The organism is Streptomyces sp. NPDC101225, from assembly GCF_044767585.1.
Classification (GTDB): domain Bacteria; phylum Actinomycetota; class Actinomycetes; order Streptomycetales; family Streptomycetaceae; genus Streptomyces.
Map to the genome: position 1 here is coordinate 23,628 of NZ_JBIWOE010000031.1, position 21,662 is coordinate 45,289.

General features: G+C 71.4%; 21 protein-coding genes. 20 read left to right on the forward strand and 1 reads right to left on the reverse strand.

Features of this window, described 5'->3' with window-relative positions; genetic code table 11:
• Window positions 1-54 precede the first annotated feature (54 nt).
• From aroC to nusB, 7 genes are all read left to right on the forward strand, one after another.
• Window positions 55-1,239, forward strand: a complete 1,185-nt coding sequence (aroC, locus tag ACIRPX_RS32895; protein ID WP_404202097.1) for a chorismate synthase — start codon at window positions 55-57, stop codon at window positions 1,237-1,239.
• A complete protein-coding gene (locus tag ACIRPX_RS32900; RefSeq protein WP_404202099.1) occupies window positions 1,236-1,754 on the forward strand; it encodes a shikimate kinase in 519 nt (172 codons plus the stop codon). Before aroC ends, ACIRPX_RS32900 begins: the two co-directional genes overlap by 4 nt.
• A complete protein-coding gene (gene aroB / locus ACIRPX_RS32905) occupies window positions 1,751-2,842 on the forward strand; it encodes a 3-dehydroquinate synthase (RefSeq protein WP_404202101.1) in 1,092 nt (363 codons plus the stop codon). The genes ACIRPX_RS32900 and aroB overlap by 4 nt, the downstream gene beginning before the upstream one ends.
• A gap of 188 nt (window positions 2,843-3,030) precedes the next feature.
• Window positions 3,031-3,888, forward strand: coding sequence for a Pro-rich N-terminal domain-containing protein (locus ACIRPX_RS32910; protein WP_404202103.1), 858 nt, complete (start codon window positions 3,031-3,033; stop codon window positions 3,886-3,888).
• A 151-nt stretch (window positions 3,889-4,039) separates the two neighbouring features.
• On the forward strand, window positions 4,040-5,146 hold the full coding sequence (locus ACIRPX_RS32915) for an aminopeptidase P family protein (RefSeq protein ID WP_404202105.1): 1,107 nt from the start codon (window positions 4,040-4,042) through the stop codon (window positions 5,144-5,146).
• A 52-nt stretch (window positions 5,147-5,198) separates the two neighbouring features.
• Complete coding sequence (gene efp, locus ACIRPX_RS32920; protein ID WP_385470944.1) at window positions 5,199-5,765, forward strand: elongation factor P; 567 nt, start codon at window positions 5,199-5,201, stop codon at window positions 5,763-5,765.
• Window positions 5,766-5,767: 2 nt separating this feature from the next.
• Window positions 5,768-6,202 (forward strand): transcription antitermination factor NusB, encoded by a 435-nt coding sequence (gene nusB, locus ACIRPX_RS32925; protein ID WP_404202107.1) that lies wholly within the window; start codon window positions 5,768-5,770, stop codon window positions 6,200-6,202.
• 182 nt (window positions 6,203-6,384) lie between these two features.
• On the opposite strand, the gene bldD is transcribed toward nusB, so the two are convergent.
• Window positions 6,385-6,885 carry a transcriptional regulator BldD gene (gene bldD, locus ACIRPX_RS32930; protein WP_384264049.1) on the reverse strand — a complete coding sequence of 167 codons (501 nt, stop codon included), beginning with the start codon at window positions 6,883-6,885 and terminating at the stop codon, window positions 6,385-6,387.
• A gap of 253 nt (window positions 6,886-7,138) precedes the next feature.
• Between bldD and pyrR the strand changes: the two genes are divergently transcribed.
• The 13 genes from pyrR (at window position 7,139) to metK (ending at window position 21,569) form a co-directional block, all read left to right on the forward strand.
• Window positions 7,139-7,705, forward strand: coding sequence for a bifunctional pyr operon transcriptional regulator/uracil phosphoribosyltransferase PyrR (gene pyrR, locus ACIRPX_RS32935; protein ID WP_404202109.1), 567 nt, complete (start codon window positions 7,139-7,141; stop codon window positions 7,703-7,705).
• A gap of 84 nt (window positions 7,706-7,789) precedes the next feature.
• A complete protein-coding gene (locus ACIRPX_RS32940) occupies window positions 7,790-8,776 on the forward strand; it encodes an aspartate carbamoyltransferase catalytic subunit (RefSeq protein WP_404202111.1) in 987 nt (328 codons plus the stop codon).
• 4 nt (window positions 8,777-8,780) lie between these two features.
• A complete protein-coding gene (locus tag ACIRPX_RS32945; RefSeq protein WP_404202113.1) occupies window positions 8,781-10,067 on the forward strand; it encodes a dihydroorotase in 1,287 nt (428 codons plus the stop codon).
• Complete coding sequence (locus ACIRPX_RS32950) at window positions 10,064-10,639, forward strand: hypothetical protein (RefSeq protein ID WP_404202115.1); 576 nt, start codon at window positions 10,064-10,066, stop codon at window positions 10,637-10,639. Before ACIRPX_RS32945 ends, ACIRPX_RS32950 begins: the two co-directional genes overlap by 4 nt.
• Entirely contained in the window at window positions 10,636-11,778 is a 1,143-nt protein-coding gene (gene carA / locus ACIRPX_RS32955) for a glutamine-hydrolyzing carbamoyl-phosphate synthase small subunit (protein ID WP_404202117.1), read from the forward strand. The genes ACIRPX_RS32950 and carA overlap by 4 nt, the downstream gene beginning before the upstream one ends.
• The gene (gene carB, locus ACIRPX_RS32960) at window positions 11,771-15,079 is read left to right on the forward strand and encodes a carbamoyl-phosphate synthase large subunit (protein ID WP_404202119.1); all 3,309 of its coding nucleotides are present in this window, start codon (window positions 11,771-11,773) and stop codon (window positions 15,077-15,079) included. Before carA ends, carB begins: the two co-directional genes overlap by 8 nt.
• A gap of 67 nt (window positions 15,080-15,146) precedes the next feature.
• Complete coding sequence (locus ACIRPX_RS32965; protein WP_404202121.1) at window positions 15,147-16,253, forward strand: quinone-dependent dihydroorotate dehydrogenase; 1,107 nt, start codon at window positions 15,147-15,149, stop codon at window positions 16,251-16,253.
• A gap of 56 nt (window positions 16,254-16,309) precedes the next feature.
• Window positions 16,310-17,152 (forward strand): orotidine-5'-phosphate decarboxylase, encoded by an 843-nt coding sequence (gene pyrF, locus ACIRPX_RS32970; protein WP_404202227.1) that lies wholly within the window; start codon window positions 16,310-16,312, stop codon window positions 17,150-17,152.
• Window positions 17,153-17,517: 365 nt separating this feature from the next.
• The gene (locus ACIRPX_RS32975; protein ID WP_003977346.1) at window positions 17,518-17,841 is read left to right on the forward strand and encodes an integration host factor; all 324 of its coding nucleotides are present in this window, start codon (window positions 17,518-17,520) and stop codon (window positions 17,839-17,841) included.
• Window positions 17,842-17,899: 58 nt separating this feature from the next.
• Window positions 17,900-18,457: a guanylate kinase gene (gmk, locus tag ACIRPX_RS32980; protein WP_404202123.1), complete on the forward strand. Its 558-nt coding sequence runs from the start codon at window positions 17,900-17,902 to the stop codon at window positions 18,455-18,457.
• 66 nt (window positions 18,458-18,523) lie between these two features.
• Window positions 18,524-18,796 (forward strand): DNA-directed RNA polymerase subunit omega, encoded by a 273-nt coding sequence (gene rpoZ / locus ACIRPX_RS32985; protein ID WP_003977348.1) that lies wholly within the window; start codon window positions 18,524-18,526, stop codon window positions 18,794-18,796.
• 121 nt (window positions 18,797-18,917) lie between these two features.
• On the forward strand, window positions 18,918-20,120 hold the full coding sequence (gene coaBC / locus ACIRPX_RS32990) for a bifunctional phosphopantothenoylcysteine decarboxylase/phosphopantothenate--cysteine ligase CoaBC (RefSeq protein ID WP_404202125.1): 1,203 nt from the start codon (window positions 18,918-18,920) through the stop codon (window positions 20,118-20,120).
• A 240-nt stretch (window positions 20,121-20,360) separates the two neighbouring features.
• Entirely contained in the window at window positions 20,361-21,569 is a 1,209-nt protein-coding gene (metK, locus tag ACIRPX_RS32995) for a methionine adenosyltransferase (RefSeq protein WP_404202127.1), read from the forward strand.
• Window positions 21,570-21,662 lie beyond the last annotated feature (93 nt).

Consider the following 21,662-nt stretch of genomic DNA (forward strand, 5'->3'; position numbering starts at 1 on the left):
GCGAGCAAGCGCGTACGCAGGGCAGTACCGGGGCGCGAGCACTGAGGAGCACCGTTGAGCAGGTTGCGCTGGCTGACCGCGGGGGAGTCCCACGGTCCCGCACTCGTGGCGACGCTGGAGGGCCTTCCGGCCGGCGTGCCGATCACGACGGAGATGGTGGCGGACCACCTGGCCCGGCGCCGGCTCGGCTACGGACGCGGTGCGCGCATGAAGTTCGAGCGTGACGAGGTCACCTTCCTCGGCGGTGTCCGGCACGGCCTGACCCTGGGTTCTCCGGTCGCGATCATGGTGGGCAACACCGAGTGGCCGAAGTGGGAACAGGTCATGGCGGCCGACCCGGTCGACCCGGAGATCCTCGCCGGTCTGGCCCGCAACGCGCCGCTGACCCGGCCGCGTCCCGGTCACGCGGACCTGGCCGGCATGCAGAAGTACGGCTTCGACGAGGCGCGGCCGATCCTGGAGCGGGCCTCCGCGCGGGAGACCGCGGCCCGGGTCGCGCTGGGCGCGGTGGCGCGGTCGTACCTGAAGGAGACGGCGGGCATCGAGATCGTCAGCCACGTCGTCGAGCTGTGCTCGGTGAAGGCGCCGCAGGGCGTCCACCCGACGCCGGCGGACGTGGCGAAGCTGGACGCCGACCCGCTGCGCTGCCTGGACGCGGACGCGTCGAAGGCGATGGTGGCGGAGGTCGACCAGGCCCACAAGGACGGCGACACCCTGGGCGGTGTGGTCGAGGTGCTCGCCTACGACGTGCCGGTCGGCCTGGGTTCGCACGTGCACTGGGACCGCAAGCTGGACGCCCGGCTGGCGGGCGCGCTGATGGGCATCCAGGCGATCAAGGGCGTGGAGATCGGTGACGGGTTCGAGCTGGCGCGGGTGCCGGGGTCGAAGGCGCACGACGAGATCGTGAGCACGCCGGAGGGCATCCGGCGGGCGTCGGGCCGTTCCGGGGGCACCGAGGGCGGTCTGACCACGGGTGAGCTGCTGCGGGTGCGGGCGGCGATGAAGCCGATCGCGACCGTGCCGCGGGCGCTGCGGACGGTGGACGTGAGCACCGGCGAGGCGGCCCAGGCGCACCACCAGCGCTCCGACGTGTCCGCGGTGCCCGCCGCCGGGATCGTCGCCGAGGCCATGGTGGCGCTGGTGCTGGCGGACGCGGTGGCGGAGAAGTTCGGCGGCGACAGCGTCACCGAGACCCGGCGCAACGTGCGGTCCTACCTCGAGAACCTGGCCATCCGGTGAGCGCGGTGCCGGTGGTGGTGCTGGTGGGCCCGATGGGCGTGGGCAAGTCGACGGTGGGGCAGCTGCTGGCCGGTCGGCTCGGTGTCGGCTATCGCGACACCGACGACGACATCGTGGCCGGGCAGGGCCGGACGATCGCGGAGATCTTCGTCGACGAGGGCGAGGAGACCTTCCGGGCGATCGAGAAGGAGGCCGTGCACAGGGCGCTGGCCGGGCACGACGGTGTGCTGGCGCTCGGCGGCGGCGCGATCCTGGACGCGGACACCCGGGCGCTGCTGGCCGGGCAGCGCGTCGTCTACCTCTCGATGGACGTCGAGGAGGCGGTCAGGCGCACCGGCCTGAACACCGCCCGCCCGCTGCTCGCGGTCAACCCGCGCAAGCAGTGGCGCGAGCTGATGGAGGCCCGGCGCCCGCTGTACGAGCAGGTCGCCACGGCGGTCGTGGCCACCGACGGCCGCACCCCCGAAGAGGTCGCCCAAGTCGCCCTGGACGTACTGGAGTTGAAGGAAGCATGAGCGAGGCAGTCACCCGGATCCAGGTCGGCGGGAGCGCGGGCAGCGACCCGTACGAGGTCCTGGTGGGCCGTCAGCTCCTGGGCGAGCTGGCCACCCTGGTGGGGGAGCGGGCCAAGCGGGTCGCGGTGATCCACCCCGAGGCGCTGGCCGAGACCGGTGACGCCCTGCGCGCCGATCTCGCCGGGCAGGGCTTCGAGGCCGTGGCCATCCAGGTGCCCAACGCGGAGGAGGCCAAGACCGCCGAGGTCGCCGCCTACTGCTGGAAGGCGCTCGGCCAGTCCGGCTTCACCCGCTCCGACGTGATCGTGGGCGTGGGCGGCGGCGCCACCACCGACCTCGCCGGGTTCGTCGCGGCGACCTGGCTGCGCGGGGTGCGCTGGATCGCCATCCCGACCACGGTCCTCGCGATGGTGGACGCCGCGGTCGGCGGCAAGACCGGCATCAACACCGCCGAGGGCAAGAACCTGGTGGGCGCCTTCCACCCGCCCGCCGGCGTGCTGTGCGACCTGGCCGCGCTGGACTCCCTCCCGGTCAACGACTACGTCTCCGGGCTCGCCGAGATCATCAAGGCCGGCTTCATCGCCGACCCGGTGATCCTGGAACTGATCGAGGCGGACCCGCAGGCGGCGCGCACACCGGCCGGCCCGCACACCGCCGAGCTCATCGAGCGCTCGATCCGGGTCAAGGCCGAGGTCGTCTCGTCCGACCTGAAGGAGTCCGGTCTGCGGGAGATCCTCAACTACGGCCACACGCTGGGCCACGCGATCGAGAAGAACGAGCGCTACACGTGGCGGCACGGCGCCGCGGTCGCGGTCGGCCTGCACTTCGCGGCCGAACTGGGCCGTCTGGCGGGCCGGCTGGACGACGCCACGGCCGACCGGCACCGCACGGTCCTGGAGTCGGTCGGACTGCCGCTGCACTACCGCCACGACCAGTGGCCCAAGCTGCTGGAGACGATGAAGGTCGACAAGAAGTCCCGCGGTGACCTGCTGCGGTTCATCGTCCTGGACGGCCTGGCCAAGCCGACCGTCCTGGAGGGTCCCGACCCCGCCGTGCTGCTCGCCGCGTACGGCGAGGTGGGGGAGTAGGTCCCCCGGAGCGGCATCCGTCCCGATGTGCCGTGCGTGGCTGGGCACTTCGAGCCTTCTCCGGCCGTTCACCAAACGACGGCCGGGGAAGGTACCGTTCGGTGGCGAGCGGGACTCGTGCCTCGTTGCCGGCACTGATCGCCCGCGCTGGCACCGAGCCCCTTGAGAACGAGACGGAGTGGCACCGGATGCAGCACCCAGTGGGTCCTCCGCTGCCGCCGCCCCACCGGCCGGGGCACGGACCGGCCGCCGGCTGGTCGCCGGCCGCGCACCAGCCGGGTCCGCATCAGGCGGACCCGCACCAGGGCCCGCCCCCCGTCCCCCCGCCGCCCCCGGCCCCGGGCCATCCGCAGGCGCCCGTGGCGCCGGCCCCGCCGCCGCACGTCCCGGCCCCGCCGCCGGACACCACCGGGCATGTCCCGCTGCCGCCCGGCGGCCCGGTCGCCGTGCCCAGCGCGCCGCAGGCCCCGAGCGCGCCCGACCTGGCGGCCACCACCCTCGCGGTGCTGCTCATCGGCCCCGCGGGCGCCGGCAAGACCAGCGTCGCCCAGTACTGGGCGGAGCACCGCCGCGTCCCCACCGCCCACATCAGCCTCGACGACGTACGCGAATGGGTCCGCTCGGGCTTCGCCGACCCGCAGTCGGGGTGGAACGACCACTCGGAGGCGCAGTACCGGCTCGCCCGCCGCACCTGCGGCTTCGCCGCCCGCAACTTCCTGGCCAACGGCATCTCCTGCATCCTCGACGACGCCGTCTTCCCCGACCGCCCCGTCGTCGGCCTCGGCGGCTGGAAGCGCCATGTGGGCCCCGGTCTGCTGCCGGTCGTCCTGCTGCCCGGCCTGGAGATCGTGCTCGAGCGCAACGCGGAACGTTCCGGCAACCGCCGCCTCACCGACGAGGAGGTCGCCCGCATCCACGGCCGCATGGCGGGGTGGTACGGCTCGGGCCTGCCGATCATCGACAACTCCCAGCTGGACGTCCCGGCGACGGCCCGCGTCCTGGACGACGTCCTGGCCCGGTCGATCGCGAGCCCGCCGGCCTGGTAGGCCCCCGAGCCGGCAGCGCCCCGAGGGGTGCGGGGAACCGCCCGGTCGGCCGGGCGGACCCGCACCCGGCACACGACCTCTCCCGGCACCCGTCCCCCGAACGGCACCTCCAGAACCGGCACAAATCGCCTGACGCTCCTACGCTCGTGTCATGTCAGAGGTGTACGAGACCCGCCGCAGGCGGCTCCGGGAGCAGTGCCGGGCGAGCGGCAGCGCGGCCGCGCTGATCTCCCGCCCTGCCAACGTCCGTTACCTCGCGGGCACGGCCCCGCGGGGCGCCGTGCTGCTCCTGGGCAGGACCGAGGACGTGCTGCTCTGCGGCGGCCCGCCGGACGACCGCACCGCGGACGGCCGGGCCGACGACGCCCTGCGCGCGCAGACCCTGCCCGGCACGGCCGGCGATCCCGCCGTGGCCGCCGCCGACCTCGCCGAGGCGCAGCGGGCCGACACCCTCGCCGTGGAGGAGCACCACCTCACCGTGGCGCGGCATCGCGCCATCCGCTCGGTCGTCCCGCGGCTGCGCCTGACCGATCTCGCGGCCTCCGTGGAGCAGCTGAGGATCGTCAAGGACGAGGAGGAGATCTCCTGCCTGCGCATCGGCGCGGAGATCGCCGACCAGGCGCTGGGCGAACTCCTGGAGTCCATCCTGGTCGGCCGCACCGAACGGCACCTCGCGCTGGAGCTGGAACGGCGCCTGGTCGACCACGGTGCCGACGGTCCCGCCTTCCCGACGTCGGTGGCCACCGGTCCGCACGCCGGGCGGCGCGGCCACCGGCCCACCGACCGGCGCGTCGAGGAGGGCGACTTCCTCTCGGTCTGCCTGGGCGCGAACTACCGCGGCTACCGCTGCGAGATCGGCCGCACCTTCGTCATCGGCACCTCTCCCGCGGACTGGCAGATCGAGCTCTACGACCTCGTCTTCGCCGCCCAGCGGGCCGGCCGGGAGGCGCTCATGCCCGGCGCGGCCTGCCGTGACGTGGACCGGGCCGCCCGTCAGGTGCTGGGGTCCGCGGGGCACGCCGAGGGGCTGCCGCCCCTGACGGGGCACGGCGTGGGACTCGAAATCGACGAGGACCCGCAGCTTGCCCCTGCGGCCATGGGTAAACTGGACGCTTGCGTGCCGGTCACCGTCGAACCGGGGGTCCACCTCCCGGGCCGGGGCGGTGTCCGGATCGATGACACGCTCGTCGTCCGCCCCGAGGCGGACGGCGGACCCGAGCTACTCACCATCACGACCAAGGAGCTGCTCGCACTCTAGGCAAGGTGCGTGCCCCGGGGTCGTCCACGTCAGTCCAGGAGATTCCGCAACCGTGGCTTCCACGAACGACCTCAAGAACGGCCTTGTGCTCAAGCTCGAAGGCGGCCAGCTCTGGTCCGTCGTCGAGTTCCAGCACGTCAAGCCCGGCAAGGGCCCGGCCTTCGTGCGCACCAAGCTCAAGAACGTGCTCTCCGGCAAGGTCGTCGACAAGACCTTCAACGCCGGCGTCAAGGTCGAGACGGCCACTGTCGACAAGCGCGACATGCAGTTCTCGTACATGGACGGCGACTACTTCGTCTTCATGGACATGGAGACGTACGACCAGCTCATGGTCGACCGCAAGACGGTCGCCGACGCCGCCAACTTCCTGATCGAGGGCTTCACCGCCACCGTCGCGCAGCACGAGGGCGAGGTGCTCTTCGTCGAGCTCCCGGCCGCCGTCGAGCTCGTCGTCCAGGAGACCGAGCCGGGCGTCCAGGGCGACCGCTCCACCGGCGGCACCAAGCCCGCCACGCTGGAGACCGGCCACCAGATCCAGGTCCCGCTCTTCATCACCACCGGCGAGAAGATCAAGGTCGACACGCGGACGAGCGACTACCTCGGCCGGGTGAACAGCTAACCGTGGCTGCCCGCAACACGGCCCGCAAGCGCGCCTTCCAGATCCTCTTCGAGGGCGACCAGCGCGGCGCCGACGTCCTGACGGTCCTCGCGGACTGGATCCGGCTGTCCCGGGACGACACCCGGCAGCCGCCGGTGAGCGAGTACACGATGCAGCTCGTGGAGGGCTACGCGAAGCACGCGAAGCGCATCGACGAGCTCATCGCCCAGTACTCGGTGGGCTGGACGCTGGACCGGATGCCGGTGGTGGACCGCAACGTCCTGCGTCTCGGTGCCTACGAGCTGATCTGGGTCGACGCGACCCCGGACGCCGTCGTGCTGGACGAGATGGTGCAGCTGGCGAAGGAGTTCTCCACGGACGAGTCGCCCGCGTTCGTCAACGGTCTGCTGGGCCGGCTCAAGGAGCTGAAGCCCTCGCTGCGCCGGGACGAGGCGTAGAAACAGCCAGACATGGATCAGGGGGCCCGCGGCGTGAGCGCCGCGGGCCCCCTGGCGTGTCGTGCGGTGCTCCGAGGTCCCCTCGGGCCTCCGGCGCCCCGGACGGCCGCAGAAAGCCGCCGGGGTGGCCGGAACCATGATGGTCCGGCCACCCCGGCGGCACGTTTCTGCTGGGTGGGCCGTCAGGCGTCCTCGTGGACGACCGCGCGGCGTGCGTCGGCGTCCAGCACACCCCAGCTGATCAGCTGCTCGGTGAGGACCGAGGGCGACTGGTCGTAGATGACGGCGAGTGTGCGCAGGTCGTCCTGGCGGATCGACAGCACCTTGCCGTTGTAGTCGCCGCGCTGCGACTGGATCGTGGCCGCGTACCGCTGGAGGGGGCCCGCCTTCTCCGGCGGCACGGTCGCCAGCCGCTCCAGGTCCAGCACCAGCTTCGGCGGCGGCTCGGCGGCGCCGCCCGGGGTGGTGCCCGGCAGGAGCTCCTGCACCGGGACCCCATAGAAATCCGCCAGCTCGGCGAGGCGCTGCACGGTCACGGCTCGGTCGCCGCGCTCGTACGATCCGACCACGACCGCCTTCCAGCGTCCCTGGCTCTTCTCCTCGACACCGTGGAGGGAAAGGCCCTGCTGGGTGCGGATGGCCCGGAGCTTGGCCCCGAGCTGTTTGGCGTATTCGCTGGACATATAGCTCCCCGGACACTGGGTCGGCGCAGCTCGAGGGGTCCCGAGCCGCGCGTCTCGTAACTCACTGTGAGGTTACGCAGCGTGACTCTCGTGCGTCAAGCCGAATGGTCCACACCGACTCTTCCGAGGCGGCGGTGGCTGATTACGCCAGGGGGGTGATCTGGGGTGTCGTGCGGGCCTGCTACCGTTGATGGCGCAAATCCGACGTCCTTTAAGGTCCGTCCCGTGAGGCGGAGAAGGAGGTCCGTTTCGTATGGACACGCAGGACTCTCAGTCGTCCGATGCCCGGCCCGTGCTCGAAGGCCCTGACATCGCGCGGGTCATGACCCGCATCGCCCACGAGATCGTCGAGCGCGCCAAGGGCGCCGACGACGTGGTGCTCCTCGGCATTCCGACCCGAGGCGTCTTCCTCGCGCAGCGGCTCGCCGCCAAGCTGGAGGAGATCACCGCCCGCAAGATCCCGGTCGGTTCGCTCGACATCACCATGTACCGCGACGACCTGCGCATGCATCCGCCGCGTGCGCTGGCCCGCACCGAGATCCCCGGTGACGGCATCGACGGCAAGCTGGTCGTCCTCGTCGACGACGTGCTCTTCTCCGGCCGCACCGTCAGAGCGGCCCTCGACGCGCTGAACGACGTCGGGCGCCCGCGCGCGGTCCAGCTCGCGGTCCTCGTCGACCGCGGCCACCGCGAACTGCCCATCCGCGCCGACTACGTCGGCAAGAACCTCCCCACGTCGCTGCGGGAGACGGTCAAGGTCCTGCTCGCCGAGGAGGACGGTCGCGACACCGTGCTGCTCGGTGTGAAGCAGACCCAGTAGCGGCCGCGGGACCCGCACCGCCCCGGTGCGCCCTGGCCTGCCCGGAATCTCCCGAATCCTGAACTGCCTTACGGAGCCTGACAGATGCAGCGTCATCTCATCTCGGCCGCCGACCTCACCCGCGACGACGCCGTCCTGATCCTCGACACCGCCGAGGAGATGGCCCGGGTCGCCGACCGGCCGATCAAGAAACTGCCGACCCTGCGCGGGCGCACGGTCGTCAACCTCTTCTTCGAGGACTCCACACGCACGCGTATCTCCTTCGAGGCCGCCGAGAAGCGGCTGTCCGCGGACGTCATCAACTTCACCGCCAAGGGTTCGAGCGTCTCCAAGGGCGAGTCCCTGAAGGACACCGCCCAGACGCTGGAGGCCATGGGCGTGGACGCCGTGGTCATCCGGCACGGCGCCTCCGGAGCGCCGTACCGCCTGGCCAACTCCGGCTGGATCGACGCCGCCGTCATCAACGCCGGTGACGGCACGCACCAGCACCCCACGCAGGCCCTGCTCGACGCGTTCACCATGCGCCGCCGGCTGGTCGGCCGGGACGCCGGGCTCGGCCAGGACCTGTCCGGCAAGCGCATCACGCTCGTCGGCGACGTCCTGCACAGCCGCGTCGCCCGCTCCAACGTCGACCTGCTGCACACGCTGGGCGCCGAGGTCACCCTCGTCGCGCCGCCCACCCTGGTGCCGGTCGGCGTCGGGACCTGGCCGTGCGAGGTGTCGTACGACCTGGACTCCGTGCTGCCCAAGTCCGACGCGGTGATGATGCTGCGCGTCCAGCGCGAGCGCATGAACGCCGCGTTCTTCCCGACCGAGCGCGAGTACTCCCGCCGCTACGGCCTGGACGGCGAGCGCATGGCGAGGATGCCCGAGCACGCCATCGTGATGCACCCCGGCCCGATGGTCCGCGGCATGGAGATCACCGCCGAGGTCGCCGACTCCGACCGCTGCACCGTCGTCGAGCAGGTCGCAAACGGAGTCTCCATCCGGATGGCGGTCCTGTACCTGCTGCTCGGCGGCAACGAGCCCGCCCACACCCACACCCGCCCCGCCGGTCCCGAGGAGAAGTAAGACCATGAGCAAGATCCTGATCCGTGGTGCGAAGGTGCTCGGCGGCGAGGCCCAGGACGTCCTGATCAACGGCTCCGTCGTCGAGGCGGTCGGCACGGGGCTGTCCGGCGAGGGCGCCGAGGTCGTCGAGGCCGCCGGAAAGGTGCTGCTGCCGGGCCTCGTCGACCTGCACACGCACCTGCGCGAGCCGGGCCGTGAGGACTCCGAGACCGTGCTGACCGGCACGCGCGCGGCGGCGAGCGGCGGCTTCACGGCCGTCTTCGCCATGGCCAACACCTTCCCGGTGGCCGACACCGCCGGCGTCGTCGAGCAGGTCTACCGGCTCGGCCAGGAGCACGGCTACTGCGACGTGCAGCCCATCGGCGCCGTCACCGTCGGCCTGGAGGGCAGGAAACTCGCCGAGCTGGGCGCCATGCACGAGTCGGCCGCCGGGGTCACCGTCTTCTCGGACGACGGCAAGTGCGTCGACGACGCCGTGATCATGCGGCGCGCGCTGGAGTACGTGAAGGCCTTCGGGGGTGTCGTCGCCCAGCACGCGCAGGAGCCGCGGCTGACCGAGGGCGCCCAGATGAACGAGGGCGTCGTCTCCGCCGAGCTGGGGCTCGGGGGCTGGCCGGCGGTGGCCGAGGAGTCGGTCATCGCCCGGGACGTCCTGCTCGCCGAGCACGTCGGCTCCCGCGTGCACATCTGCCACCTGTCGACCGCGGGGTCCGTCGAGATCGTGCGCTGGGCCAAGTCCCGCGGCATCGACGTCACGGCCGAGGTGACCCCGCACCACCTGCTCCTGACGGACGAGCTGGTGCGCACCTACAACCCGGTCTACAAGGTCAACCCGCCGCTGCGCACCGAGCGGGACGTGATCGCCCTGCGCGAGGCGCTCGCCGACGGCACCATCGACATCGTCGCCACCGACCACGCCCCGCACCCGCACGAGGACAAGGACTGCGAGTGGGCCGCGGCCGCCATGGGGATGGTGGGCCTGGAGACCGCGTTGTCGGTGGTGCAGGAGACCATGGTCGACACCGGGCTCCTCACCTGGGCCGGGGTCGCCGAGCGCATGTCCGCCAAGCCTGCCGAGATCGGCGGGGCGAAGGGCCACGGGCGTCCCGTCTCGGCTGGTGAGCCCGCCAACCTCACGCTCGTCGACACGGCATACCGTGGGTCGGTGGACCCCGCGGGCTTCGCCTCGCGCAGCCGGAACACCCCGTACGAGGGGCGTGAGCTGCCGGGCCGTGTCACGCACACGTGGCTCCGGGGCAAGGCCACGCTCGTCGACGGGAAGCTCACGTGACACCTCTGCATCTGACGTATCTGGCCGAGGCGAAGAAGTCGGCCGAGGTCACCGACTGGGCCGCCCGCGTCGGCTGGCTCGTCGGACTCGTGCTCTTCGTCGCGCTCGTCTACTGGCTGATGCGCGAGGGCTGGAAGTGGCGCGGCACGCTCCAGGGCGACCTGCCCGAGCTCCCCAGCGCGCCGGACGAGCCCGGCGAGGCGAGACTGACGGTGCTGTCGATGAGCGGCCGTTACCACGGCTCCACCACCGCCGGTCAGTGGCTCGACCGGATCGTGGCGCGCGGCCTCGGCACCCGCAGCCGGGTCGAGCTCACGCTGACCGAGGCGGGACTGGACGTCGTACGCCCCGGCGCGACCGACTTCTTCGTCCCCCTCGGGCAGCTGCGCGAGGCCCGGCTGGACAAGGGCATCGCCGGCAAGGTGCTGACCGAGGGCGGACTGCTGGTGGTGACCTGGCAGCACGGCGAGCGGCTGATCGACTCGGGCTTCCGCTCCGACCACGCGGCCGAGCACACGGAATGGGCCGAGACCCTGAACCACATGATCAACAAGACGGAAGGCGCACGATGACAACCTCCACCAGGGGAGCCAGCAGGACTCCCGCCGTACTCGTCCTGGAGGACGGCCGGATCTTCCGCGGCCGTGCCTACGGGGCCGTGGGGGTGACCTTCGGCGAAGCGGTCTTCTCGACCGGCATGACCGGCTATCAGGAGACCCTGACCGACCCGTCGTACCACCGCCAGGTCGTGGTGATGACCGCCCCGCACGTCGGCAACACCGGGGTCAACGACGAGGACCCGGAGAGCAGGCGTATCTGGGTCGCGGGCTACGTCGTGCGCGACCCCGCGCGCGTGCCGTCCAGCTGGCGCTCCCGGCGCTCGCTCGACGACGAGCTGCGCCACCAGGGCGTCGTCGGCATCTCCGGCATCGACACGCGCGCCCTGACGCGCCACCTGCGCGAGCGCGGCGCGATGCGCGTCGGCGTCTTCTCCGGCAACGCGCTGCCCGACGAGGGCACCATGCTCGCCGAGGTCCGCCAGGCCCCCGAGATGAAGGGCGCCGACCTCTCCGCCGAGGTCGCCACCAAGGAGGCGTACGTCGTCCCGGCGATCGGCGAGAAGAAGTTCACCGTCGCCGCCGTCGACCTCGGCATCAAGGGCATGACCCCGCACCGCATGGCCGAGCGCGGCATCGAGGTGCACGTGCTGCCCGCCACGGCCACCGCCGAGGACGTCTACGCCGTGAGCCCCGACGGCGTGTTCTTCTCCAACGGCCCGGGCGACCCGGCCACCGCCGACCACGCCGTCTCCGTCATGCGCTCCGTCCTGGAGCGCGGCACCCCGCTCTTCGGCATCTGCTTCGGCAACCAGATCCTGGGCCGGGCGCTGGGCTTCGGCACGTACAAGCTCAAGTACGGCCACCGCGGCATCAACCAGCCCGTGCAGGACCGCACGACGGGCAAGGTCGAGGTCACCGCGCACAACCACGGCTTCGCCGTCGACGCCCCGCTCGACCAGGTCTCCGAGACCCCCTACGGCCGCGCCGAGGTCTCGCACGTCTGCCTGAACGACGACGTGGTGGAGGGGCTGCAGCTCCTCGACCGCCCGGCCTTCAGCGTCCAGTACCACCCCGAAGCGGCAGCCGGCCCGCACGACGCCGCCTACCTGTTCGACCGCTTCGTATCCCTGATGGAGGGCCAGCGTGCCTAAGCGCACCGATATCCAGTCCGTCCTGGTCATCGGCTCCGGCCCGATCGTCATCGGCCAGGCCGCCGAGTTCGACTACTCCGGCACCCAGGCGTGCCGCATCCTGCGCGCCGAGGGCCTCCGGGTCGTCCTGGTGAACTCCAACCCGGCGACGATCATGACCGACCCGGAGATCGCCGACGCCACCTATGTCGAGCCGATCACCCCGGAGTTCGTCGAGAAGATCATCGCCAAGGAGCGCCCGGACGCCCTGCTGCCCACCCTGGGCGGCCAGACGGCGCTCAACACCGCGATCTCGCTGCACGACAACGGCGTGCTGGCCAAGTACGGCGTCGAGCTGATCGGCGCCCGGCCCGAGGCGATCCACAAGGGCGAGGACCGCGACCTGTTCAAGGACGTCGTGGAGGAGGTCCGCAGGAAGATCGGCCACGGCGAGTCCGCCCGCTCGGTCATCTGCCACTCCATGGACGACGTCCTGAAGGGCGTCGAGAGCCTCGGCGGCTACCCGGTCGTCGTGCGCCCCTCCTTCACCATGGGCGGAGCCGGCTCCGGCTTCGCGCACGACGAGGAGGAGCTGCGCCGCATCGCCGGCCAGGGCCTCACGCTCTCCCCGACCACCGAGGTGCTCCTGGAGGAGTCCATCCTCGGCTGGAAGGAGTACGAGCTGGAGCTGATGCGCGACAAGAACGACAACGTCGTGGTCGTCTGCTCCATCGAGAACTTCGACCCCATGGGCGTGCACACCGGTGACTCGATCACCGTCGCGCCCGCGATGACGCTGACCGACCGCGAGTACCAGGTCCTGCGGGACGTCGGCATCGCGATCATCCGCGAGGTCGGCGTCGACACCGGCGGCTGCAACATCCAGTTCGCGGTGAACCCCGAGGACGGCCGCGTGATCGTCATTGAGATGAACCCGCGCGTGTCGCGCTCGTCCGCCCTGGCGTCCAAGGCGACCGGCTTCCCCATCGCCAAGATCGCGGCCAAGCTCGCCGTCGGCTACACCCTCGACGAGATCCCGAACGACATCACCCAGGAGACCCCGGCCTCCTTCGAGCCGACGCTCGACTACGTGGTCGTGAAGGCCCCGCGGTTCGCCTTCGAGAAGTTCCCGCAGGCCGACTCCACGCTGACCACGACCATGAAGTCGGTCGGCGAGGCCATGGCCATCGGCCGCAACTTCACCGAGGCGTTCCAGAAGGCGCTGCGCTCGCTGGAGAAGAAGGGCAGCCAGTTCACCTTCGTCGGTGAGCCCGGCGACAAGGCCGCCCTCCTCGAGGAGGCGGTCCGCCCGACCGACGGCCGGATCAACACGGTCATGCAGGCGATCCGGGCCGGCGCCACGCAGGAGGAGATCTTCGACCACACGAAGATCGACCCCTGGTTCGTCGACCAGCTCTTCCTGATCAAGGAGATCGCCGACGAGCTCGCCGAGGCGCCCGAGCTGACGCCCGACCTGCTCGCGGAGGCCAAGCGGCACGGCTTCTCCGACGTGCAGATCGCCGAGATCCGCGGGCTGCGCGAGGACGTCGTGCGCGAGGTCCGGCACGCCCTGGGCGTGCGCCCGGTCTACAAGACGGTCGACACCTGCGCCGCCGAGTTCGCCGCCCGCACGCCGTACTTCTACTCCTCCTACGACGAGGAGACGGAGGTCGCGCCCCGCGAGAAGCCGGCCGTCATCATCCTGGGCTCCGGCCCCAACCGCATCGGCCAGGGCATCGAGTTCGACTACTCGTGCGTGCACGCGTCCTTCGCGCTGAGCGACGCGGGCTACGAGACCGTGATGGTCAACTGCAACCCGGAGACCGTCTCCACGGACTACGACACCTCCGACCGCCTGTACTTCGAGCCGCTGACGCTGGAAGACGTGCTGGAGATCGTCCACGCCGAGCAGCAGGCCGGCCCGGTGGCGGGCGTCGTGGTCCAGCTCGGCGGCCAGACCCCGCTGGGCCTGTCGCAGGCGCTGAAGGACAACGGCGTGCCGATCGTCGGCACGTCCCCCGAGGCGATCCACGCCGCCGAGGACCGCGGCGCCTTCGGCCGCGTCCTCGCCGAGGCGGGCCTGCCGGCCCCCAAGCACGGCACCGCGACCACCTTCGCCGAGGCCAAGGCCATCGCCGACGAGATCGGCTACCCGGTCCTGGTCCGCCCGTCGTACGTCCTCGGCGGCCGCGGCATGGAGATCGTCTACGACGAGACCCGGCTGGAGTCCTACATCGCCGAGTCGACCGAGATCAGCCCCTCCCGGCCGGTCCTGGTCGACCGCTTCCTCGACGACGCGATCGAGATCGACGTCGACGCCCTCTACGACGGCACCGAGCTCTACCTCGGCGGCGTCATGGAGCACATCGAGGAGGCCGGCATCCACTCCGGCGACTCGGCCTGCGCGCTGCCCCCGATCACCCTCGGCGGCTTCGACATCAAGCGCCTGCGCGCCTCGACGGAGGCCATCGCCAAGGGCGTCGGCGTCCGCGGCCTGATCAACATCCAGTTCGCGATGGCGGGCGACATCCTCTACGTCCTGGAGGCCAACCCGCGCGCGTCCCGCACCGTCCCCTTCACCTCGAAGGCGACCGCGGTGCCGCTGGCGAAGGCCGCCGCCCGGATCTCGCTGGGCGCGACCGTCGCGCAGCTGCGCGCCGAGGGCCTGCTCCCGGCGAGCGGCGACGGCGGCGAGCTGCCGCTCGACGCGCCGATCTCCGTCAAGGAGGCCGTCATGCCCTGGTCGCGCTTCCGCGACATCCAGGGCCGCGGCGTCGACACGGTGCTCGGCCCGGAGATGCGCTCCACCGGTGAGGTCATGGGCATCGACTCCGTCTTCGGCACGGCGTACGCCAAGTCGCAGGCGGGCGCGTACGGTCCGCTGCCCACCAAGGGCCGGGCGTTCATCTCGGTCGCCAACCGCGACAAGCGCTCGATGATCTTCCCGGCGCGCGAACTCGTCGCCCACGGCTTCGAACTGCTCGCCACCTCGGGCACCGCCGAGGTCCTCAAGCGCAACGGCATCAACGCCACGGTCGTGCGCAAGCTCTCCGAGGGCGTGGGCCCGGGCGGCGAGCGGACCATCGTCCAGCTCATCCACGACGGCGAGGTCGACCTCATCGTCAACACCCCGTACGGCACCGGCGGCCGTCTCGACGGCTACGAGATCCGTACGGCGGCCGTGGCGCGGTCGGTCCCGTGCCTGACGACGGTCCAGGCGCTCGCCGCCGCCGTCCAGGGCATCGACGCACTCAACCACGGCGACGTGGGCGTCCGTTCGCTCCAGGAACACGCGCAGCATCTGACCGCGGCCCGCGACTAGCAGCCGGAGAGGGGGACACCGGAAACGGTGTCCCCCTCTGCATGAGGACACAGAGGACACATCCGAGATGTACAAGCTCTTCTTCCGACTGGTCTTCCGGCGGATGGACCCCGAGCGGGCGCACCACCTCGCCTTCCGCTGGATCCGCCTCGCCGTCCGCGTCCCCGTGCTGCGCACCTTCGTCGCCGCCGCGCTCGCGCCGCGCTTCGAGGAACTGCGCACCGAGGCGTTCGGGCTGCGCATGCACGGCCCGTTCGGCCTCGCCGCCGGCTTCGACAAGAACGCGGTCGCCGTCGACGGCATGTCGATGCTGGGCTTCGACCACGTCGAGATCGGCACGGTGACCGGCGAGGCGCAGCCCGGCAACCCCAAGAAGCGGCTGTTCCGGCTCGTGAAGGACCGCGCGCTGATCAACCGCATGGGCTTCAACAACGAGGGCTCGCTGGCCGTGGCGGCCCGCCTGGCCTCCCGCCAGACGGTCTTCCGGACCGTCGTGGGCGTCAACATCGGCAAGACCAAGGTCGTCCCCGAGGACGAGGCCGCCGCCGACTACGTGAAGTCGACCGAGCGGCTGGCACCGTACGCCGACTACCTGGTGGTGAACGTCTCCTCGCCCAACACCCCCGGGCTGCGCAACCTCCAGGCCACCGAGGCCCTGCGCCCGCTGCTGAGCGCCGTCCGCGAGGCCGCCGACCGCACGGTGACCACCCGCCGCGTCCCCCTCCTGGTCAAGATCGCGCCGGACCTCGCGGACGAGGACGTCGACGCCGTCGCCGACCTCGCGGTCGAGCTCGGCCTCGACGGGATCATCGCCACCAACACCACCATCGCGCGCGAGGGCCTCGGTCTGAGATCCGAACCCTCGCTGGTCGAGGAGGTCGGCGGCCTGTCCGGCGCGCCGCTCAAGGCCCGCTCCCTGGAGGTGCTGCGCCGCCTGTACGCGCGCGTGGGCGACCGCATCACCCTGGTGGGTGTCGGCGGCGTCGACAACGCCGAGGACGCCTGGCAGCGCATCCTGGCCGGCGCCACGCTCGTCCAGGGCTACAGCGCCTTCGTCTACGAGGGGCCCTTCTGGGGCCGTGCCGTCCACAAGGGCCTCGCCGCCCGCCTGCGCACCAGCCCGTACGCCACCCTCGCCGACGCGGTCGGCGCCGACACAAGGAAGCCCGCATGAGCGCCCACCCGTCGCCCGACCGCCGCCCCTCGACGAGCCCCTCCGGGCCGCAGCGCCTGTCCGGCGAACCCTTCGGCGCCCGGCTGCGCCGCGCGATGGACGAGCGCGGGCCGCTGTGCGTCGGCATCGACCCGCACGCCTCCCTGCTCGCCGAATGGGGCCTGAACGACGACGTCGCAGGTCTGGAGCGGTTCAGCCGTACGGTCGTGGAGGCCATGGCCGACCGGGTCGCCGTCCTGAAGCCGCAGAGCGCGTTCTTCGAGCGCTTCGGGTCCCGCGGCATCCGCGTTCTGGAGAAGTCCGTCGAGGAGGCCCGGGCGGCCGGTGCGCTGGTCGTGACGGACGCCAAGCGCGGCGACATCGGCTCGACCATGGCCGCGTACGCCGAGACGTTCCTGCACAAGGACTCCCCGCTGTTCTCGGACGCGCTCACCGTCTCGCCCTACCTCGGCTACGGCTCGCTCTCCCCTGCCGTCGCACTGGCCCGGGAGAGCGGCACGGGCCTGTTCGTGCTCGCGCTGACCTCCAACCCGGAGGGCGGCGAGGTGCAGCACGCCGTGCGCTCGGACGGGCGGACCGTCGCAGCGACGATGCTGGCCCATCTCGCCGCGGAGAACGAGGGGGAGCGGCCCCTGGGATCCTTCGGCGCGGTCGTCGGCGCCACGCTGGGCGACCTGTCCTCCTACGACCTGGACATCAACGGGCCGCTCCTGGCGCCCGGCATCGGTGCCCAGGGTGCCACCGCCGCGGATCTCCCGGCCGTCTTCGGTTCCGCGGTGCACAACGTCGTGCCGAACGTCAGCCGGGGGGTGCTGCGGCACGGCCCCGACACCGCTGCGCTGCGCTCCGCCGCGTCCCGCTTCGCGGAGGAGATCGGCGCCGCCGTGGCGGCCGTGTGAGATCTTCGGGGCGGCCCCCGGCGGCCGCCGCGGTCACCCTCCCGGGCGTTCGCGCCGGTCGAGCCGGTGCCGTGCGGCGCGGCCGGACGGGTGTTCTAGGAACCTCTTGAGCCTGGATACATCCTCAAATCCGGGGCAGTATGTCCTAAATGCCCGACCTGATGGAGGCTGACCAGGACTTTTCCGCTGTTCTCGCTGACTCTGGCGGACTTGCCCGCTAGTCTCCGACGGGTGGGGGCACCCCCACACCCTTTAGGTAGTGGGGGACGACGGGCAAGCGTGTTGCTCGTGGCTCCCCAGGTGTGGGGCGACTAGGTTCCTCACCGGTCCGTATCCGACAGTTCGACATCCGAGGTGACGTAGGCGTGGCTCTTCCGCCCCTTACCCCTGAACAGCGCGCAGCCGCGCTCGAAAAGGCCGCCGCGGCTCGCCGGGAGCGGGCCGAGGTCAAGAATCGACTCAAGCACTCCGGCGCCTCCCTGCACGAGGTCATCAAGCAGGGCCAGGAGAACGACGTCATCGGCAAGATGAAGGTCTCCGCGCTGCTCGAGTCCCTGCCGGGCGTGGGCAAGGTCCGCGCCAAGCAGATCATGGAGCGACTCGGCATCTCCGAGAGCCGCCGCGTGCGCGGCCTCGGTTCCAACCAGATCGCCTCCCTGGAGCGTGAGTTCGGCAGCACCGGCTCCTGAGTCCGGGATCTCCGGACCGGAGTCCCGGGCATGCCGGGATTGCTGGAATAATCGCTGCATGAGTGAACGTCCGCGGCTGACCGTGCTCTCCGGCCCCTCGGGGGTCGGCAAGAGCACGGTCGTCGCCCATATGCGCAAGGAACACCCCGAGGTCTGGCTCTCGGTGTCGGCGACGACCCGCACGCCCCGCCCGGGCGAGAAGCACGGTGTCCACTACTTCTTCGTCACGGACGACGAGATGGACAAGCTGATCGCCAACGGCGAGCTGCTGGAGTGGGCCGAGTTCGCCGGCAACCGCTACGGCACGCCGCGCGGGGCCGTCCTGGAGCACCTGGAGGCCGGTGTGCCGGTCCTCCTGGAGATCGACCTCCAGGGCGCCCGGCAGGTCCGCGAGACCATGCCCGAGGGCCGGCTGGTGTTCCTGGCTCCGCCCTCCTGGGAGGAGCTGGTGCGCAGGCTCACCGGGCGGGGCACCGAGCCGCCCGCGGTGATCGAGCGCCGGCTGGACGCCGCGAAGATCGAGCTGGCGGCCGAGCCGGAGTTCGACATGACCTTGGTCAACACCTCCGTCGAGGACGTGGCGCGCGAGCTGCTAGCCTTGATGGACGTTGTGTGATCGTGCCTGATGGTTTCAGGCTTGATCATCCGCACTGAATCTTTCCCATCCATCGGAAGGTAGAGCGTGTCCTCTTCCATCTCCGCGCCCGAGGGCATCATCAACCCGCCGATCGACGAGCTCCTCGAGGCCACCGACTCGAAGTACAGCCTCGTGATCTACGCGGCCAAGCGTGCCCGCCAGATCAACGCGTACTACTCGCAGCTCGGCGAGGGCCTCCTCGAGTACGTCGGTCCGCTCGTCGACACCCACGTGCACGAGAAGCCGCTCTCGATCGCCCTGCGCGAGATCAACGCCGGACTGCTGACCTCCGAGGCCATCGAGGGCCCGGCGCAGTAGGACGTTCGTATCGCGGTTAGCTTTTCCACAGGCCCGGCAGCGCGACTGTCGGGCCTGTGGTGTGTGATGGAGGCGTACGCCGGGAGCCGCGGCGTAGGGATGTCGAGTGCGGGGAGGCCCGGTGGACAAGCCGAAGGTCGTGCTGGGGGTCAGCGGCGGCATCGCCGCGTACAAGGCCTGTGAACTGCTGCGAAGGCTCACGGAGTCGGGACACGGCGTGCGCGTCGTCCCCACCGCCTCCGCCCTGCACTTCGTGGGCGCCGCGACCTGGTCCGCCCTCTCCGGCACCCCCGTCTCCACCGAGGTCTGGGACGACGTGCACGAGGTCCCGCACGTGCGCATCGGGCAGCACGCCGACCTGGTCGTCGTCGCCCCGGCGACCGCGGACGTGCTCGCGAAGGCCGCCCACGGCATCGCCGACGACCTGCTCACCAACACCCTGCTGACGGCCCGCTGCCCGGTGGTCTTCGCGCCCGCCATGCACACGGAGATGTGGGAGCACCCGGCCACCCAGGAGAACGTGGCGACGCTGCGCCGCCGCGGCGCCGTCGTCATCGAGCCCGCCGTCGGCCGTCTGACCGGCGTCGACACCGGCAAGGGCCGGCTGCCCGACCCGGCGGAGATCTTCGCCGTCTGCCGCCGCGTGCTGGACCGCGGGGCGGCCGAGCCGGATCTCACGGGGCGGCACGTCGTCGTGAGCGCGGGCGGCACGCGCGAGCCCCTCGACCCGGTGCGCTTCCTCGGCAACCGCTCCTCCGGCAAGCAGGGCTACGCCCTCGCCCGCACCGCGGCCGCGCGCGGCGCCCGGGTCACGCTCGTCGCCGCGAACACCGGCCTGCCCGATCCGGCCGGCGTGGACGTCGTCCAGGTCGGCACGGCCGTGCAGCTGCGCGAGGCCGTGCTGAAGGCGGCGGCGGACGCCGACGCCGTCGTGATGGCGGCCGCGGTCGCCGACTTCCGCCCCGCGGCGTACGCGGCCGGGAAGATCAAGAAGAAGGACGACAAGGACCCGGACCCCATCGTCCTCGTACGGAATCCGGACATCCTGGCGGAGATCTCCGCGGAGCGCGCCCGCCAGGGCCAGGTGGTCGTCGGCTTCGCCGCCGAGACCGACGACGTCCTGGCCAACGGCCGGGCGAAGCTGCGCCGCAAGGGCTGCGACCTCCTCGTGGTGAACGAGGTGGGGGAGCGCAAGACCTTCGGCTCGGAGGAGAACGAGGCGGTGGTGCTGGGGGCCGACGGCACCGAGACCCCGGTCTCGCACGGCCCCAAGGAGCACCTGGCCGAAACGGTCTGGGACCTGGTGGCGGAGCGACTGCGCTGAATGTTTCATTCGCTTCTCGAACCTCTCAAACCTCCGCCACAGGGGTGTGGCGGCTCTGGCCAAGTCCGCAGAGGATTGGGCAGAATGCCCGTGCCGCAGGTCACAGCCCTCCCGAGAGGCGAGACAGGGAGGCCGATGGCCGAGCACGACCGATAAACTGTTCTCGGACGAGGCCGGGCGCAGCCCCCGAGCCCGTCCGCCCATGATCAGCCAGCAGCCGCTGCAACCCCAGGGAGCGTTGTGTCCCGTCGCCTGTTCACTTCGGAGTCTGTGACCGAGGGTCACCCCGACAAGATCGCTGACCAGATCAGCGACACCATTCTCGACGCGCTTCTGCGGGAGGACCCGTCCTCCCGGGTCGCCGTCGAGACGCTGATCACCACCGGCCTGGTCCATGTCGCCGGTGAGGTCACCACCAAGACCTACGCGGACATCGCGACCCTCGTCCGCGGCAAGATCCTCGAGATCGGCTACGACTCCTCGAAGAAGGGCTTCGACGGCGCCTCCTGCGGCGTCTCGGTGTCCATCGGCGCGCAGTCCCCGGACATCGCCCAGGGTGTCGACACGGCGTACGAGAACCGCGTCGAGGGCGACGAGGACGAGCTGGACCGCCAGGGCGCCGGCGACCAGGGCCTGATGTTCGGCTACGCGAGCGACGAGACGCCCACCCTCATGCCGCTGCCGATCTTCCTGGCGCACCGACTGTCCAAGCGCCTGTCGGAGGTCCGCAAGAACGGCACCATCCCCTACCTGCGCCCCGACGGCAAGACGCAGGTCACCATCGAGTACGACGGCGACAAGGCCGTCCGTCTCGACACCGTGGTGGTCTCCTCGCAGCACGCCAGCGACATCGACCTGGAGTCCCTCCTCGCCCCCGACATCCGCGAGTTCGTCGTGGAGCCGGAGCTGAAGGCGCTCCTGGACGAGGGCATCAAGCTGGACACGGAGAACTACCGCCTCCTGGTCAACCCCACCGGCCGCTTCGAGATCGGCGGCCCGATGGGCGACGCCGGCCTGACCGGCCGCAAGATCATCATCGACACGTACGGCGGCATGGCCCGGCACGGCGGCGGCGCCTTCTCCGGCAAGGACCCGTCCAAGGTGGACCGCTCCGCCGCCTACGCGATGCGCTGGGTGGCCAAGAACGTCGTCGCCGCCGGTCTGGCCTCCCGCTGCGAGGTCCAGGTCGCGTACGCGATCGGCAAGGCCGAGCCGGTCGGTCTCTTCGTCGAGACCTTCGGTACCGCGAAGGTCGACACCGAGAAGATCGAGAAGGCCATCGACGAGGTCTTCGACCTCCGCCCGGCCGCGATCATCCGCGACCTCGACCTGCTCCGCCCGATCTACGCCCAGACCGCGGCGTACGGCCACTTCGGCCGTGAGATCCCCGAGTTCACCTGGGAGAACACGGACCGGGTGGACGCGCTGCGCAAGGCCGTGGGGCTGTAGGCTCCCCGAAGTCCGTGAGGCCCGGCTCCCCCGAGGGAGCCGGGCCTCGGCGCGTTGCGGCACAGGCCCCGGACGGCGTCCACGATCCGCGGC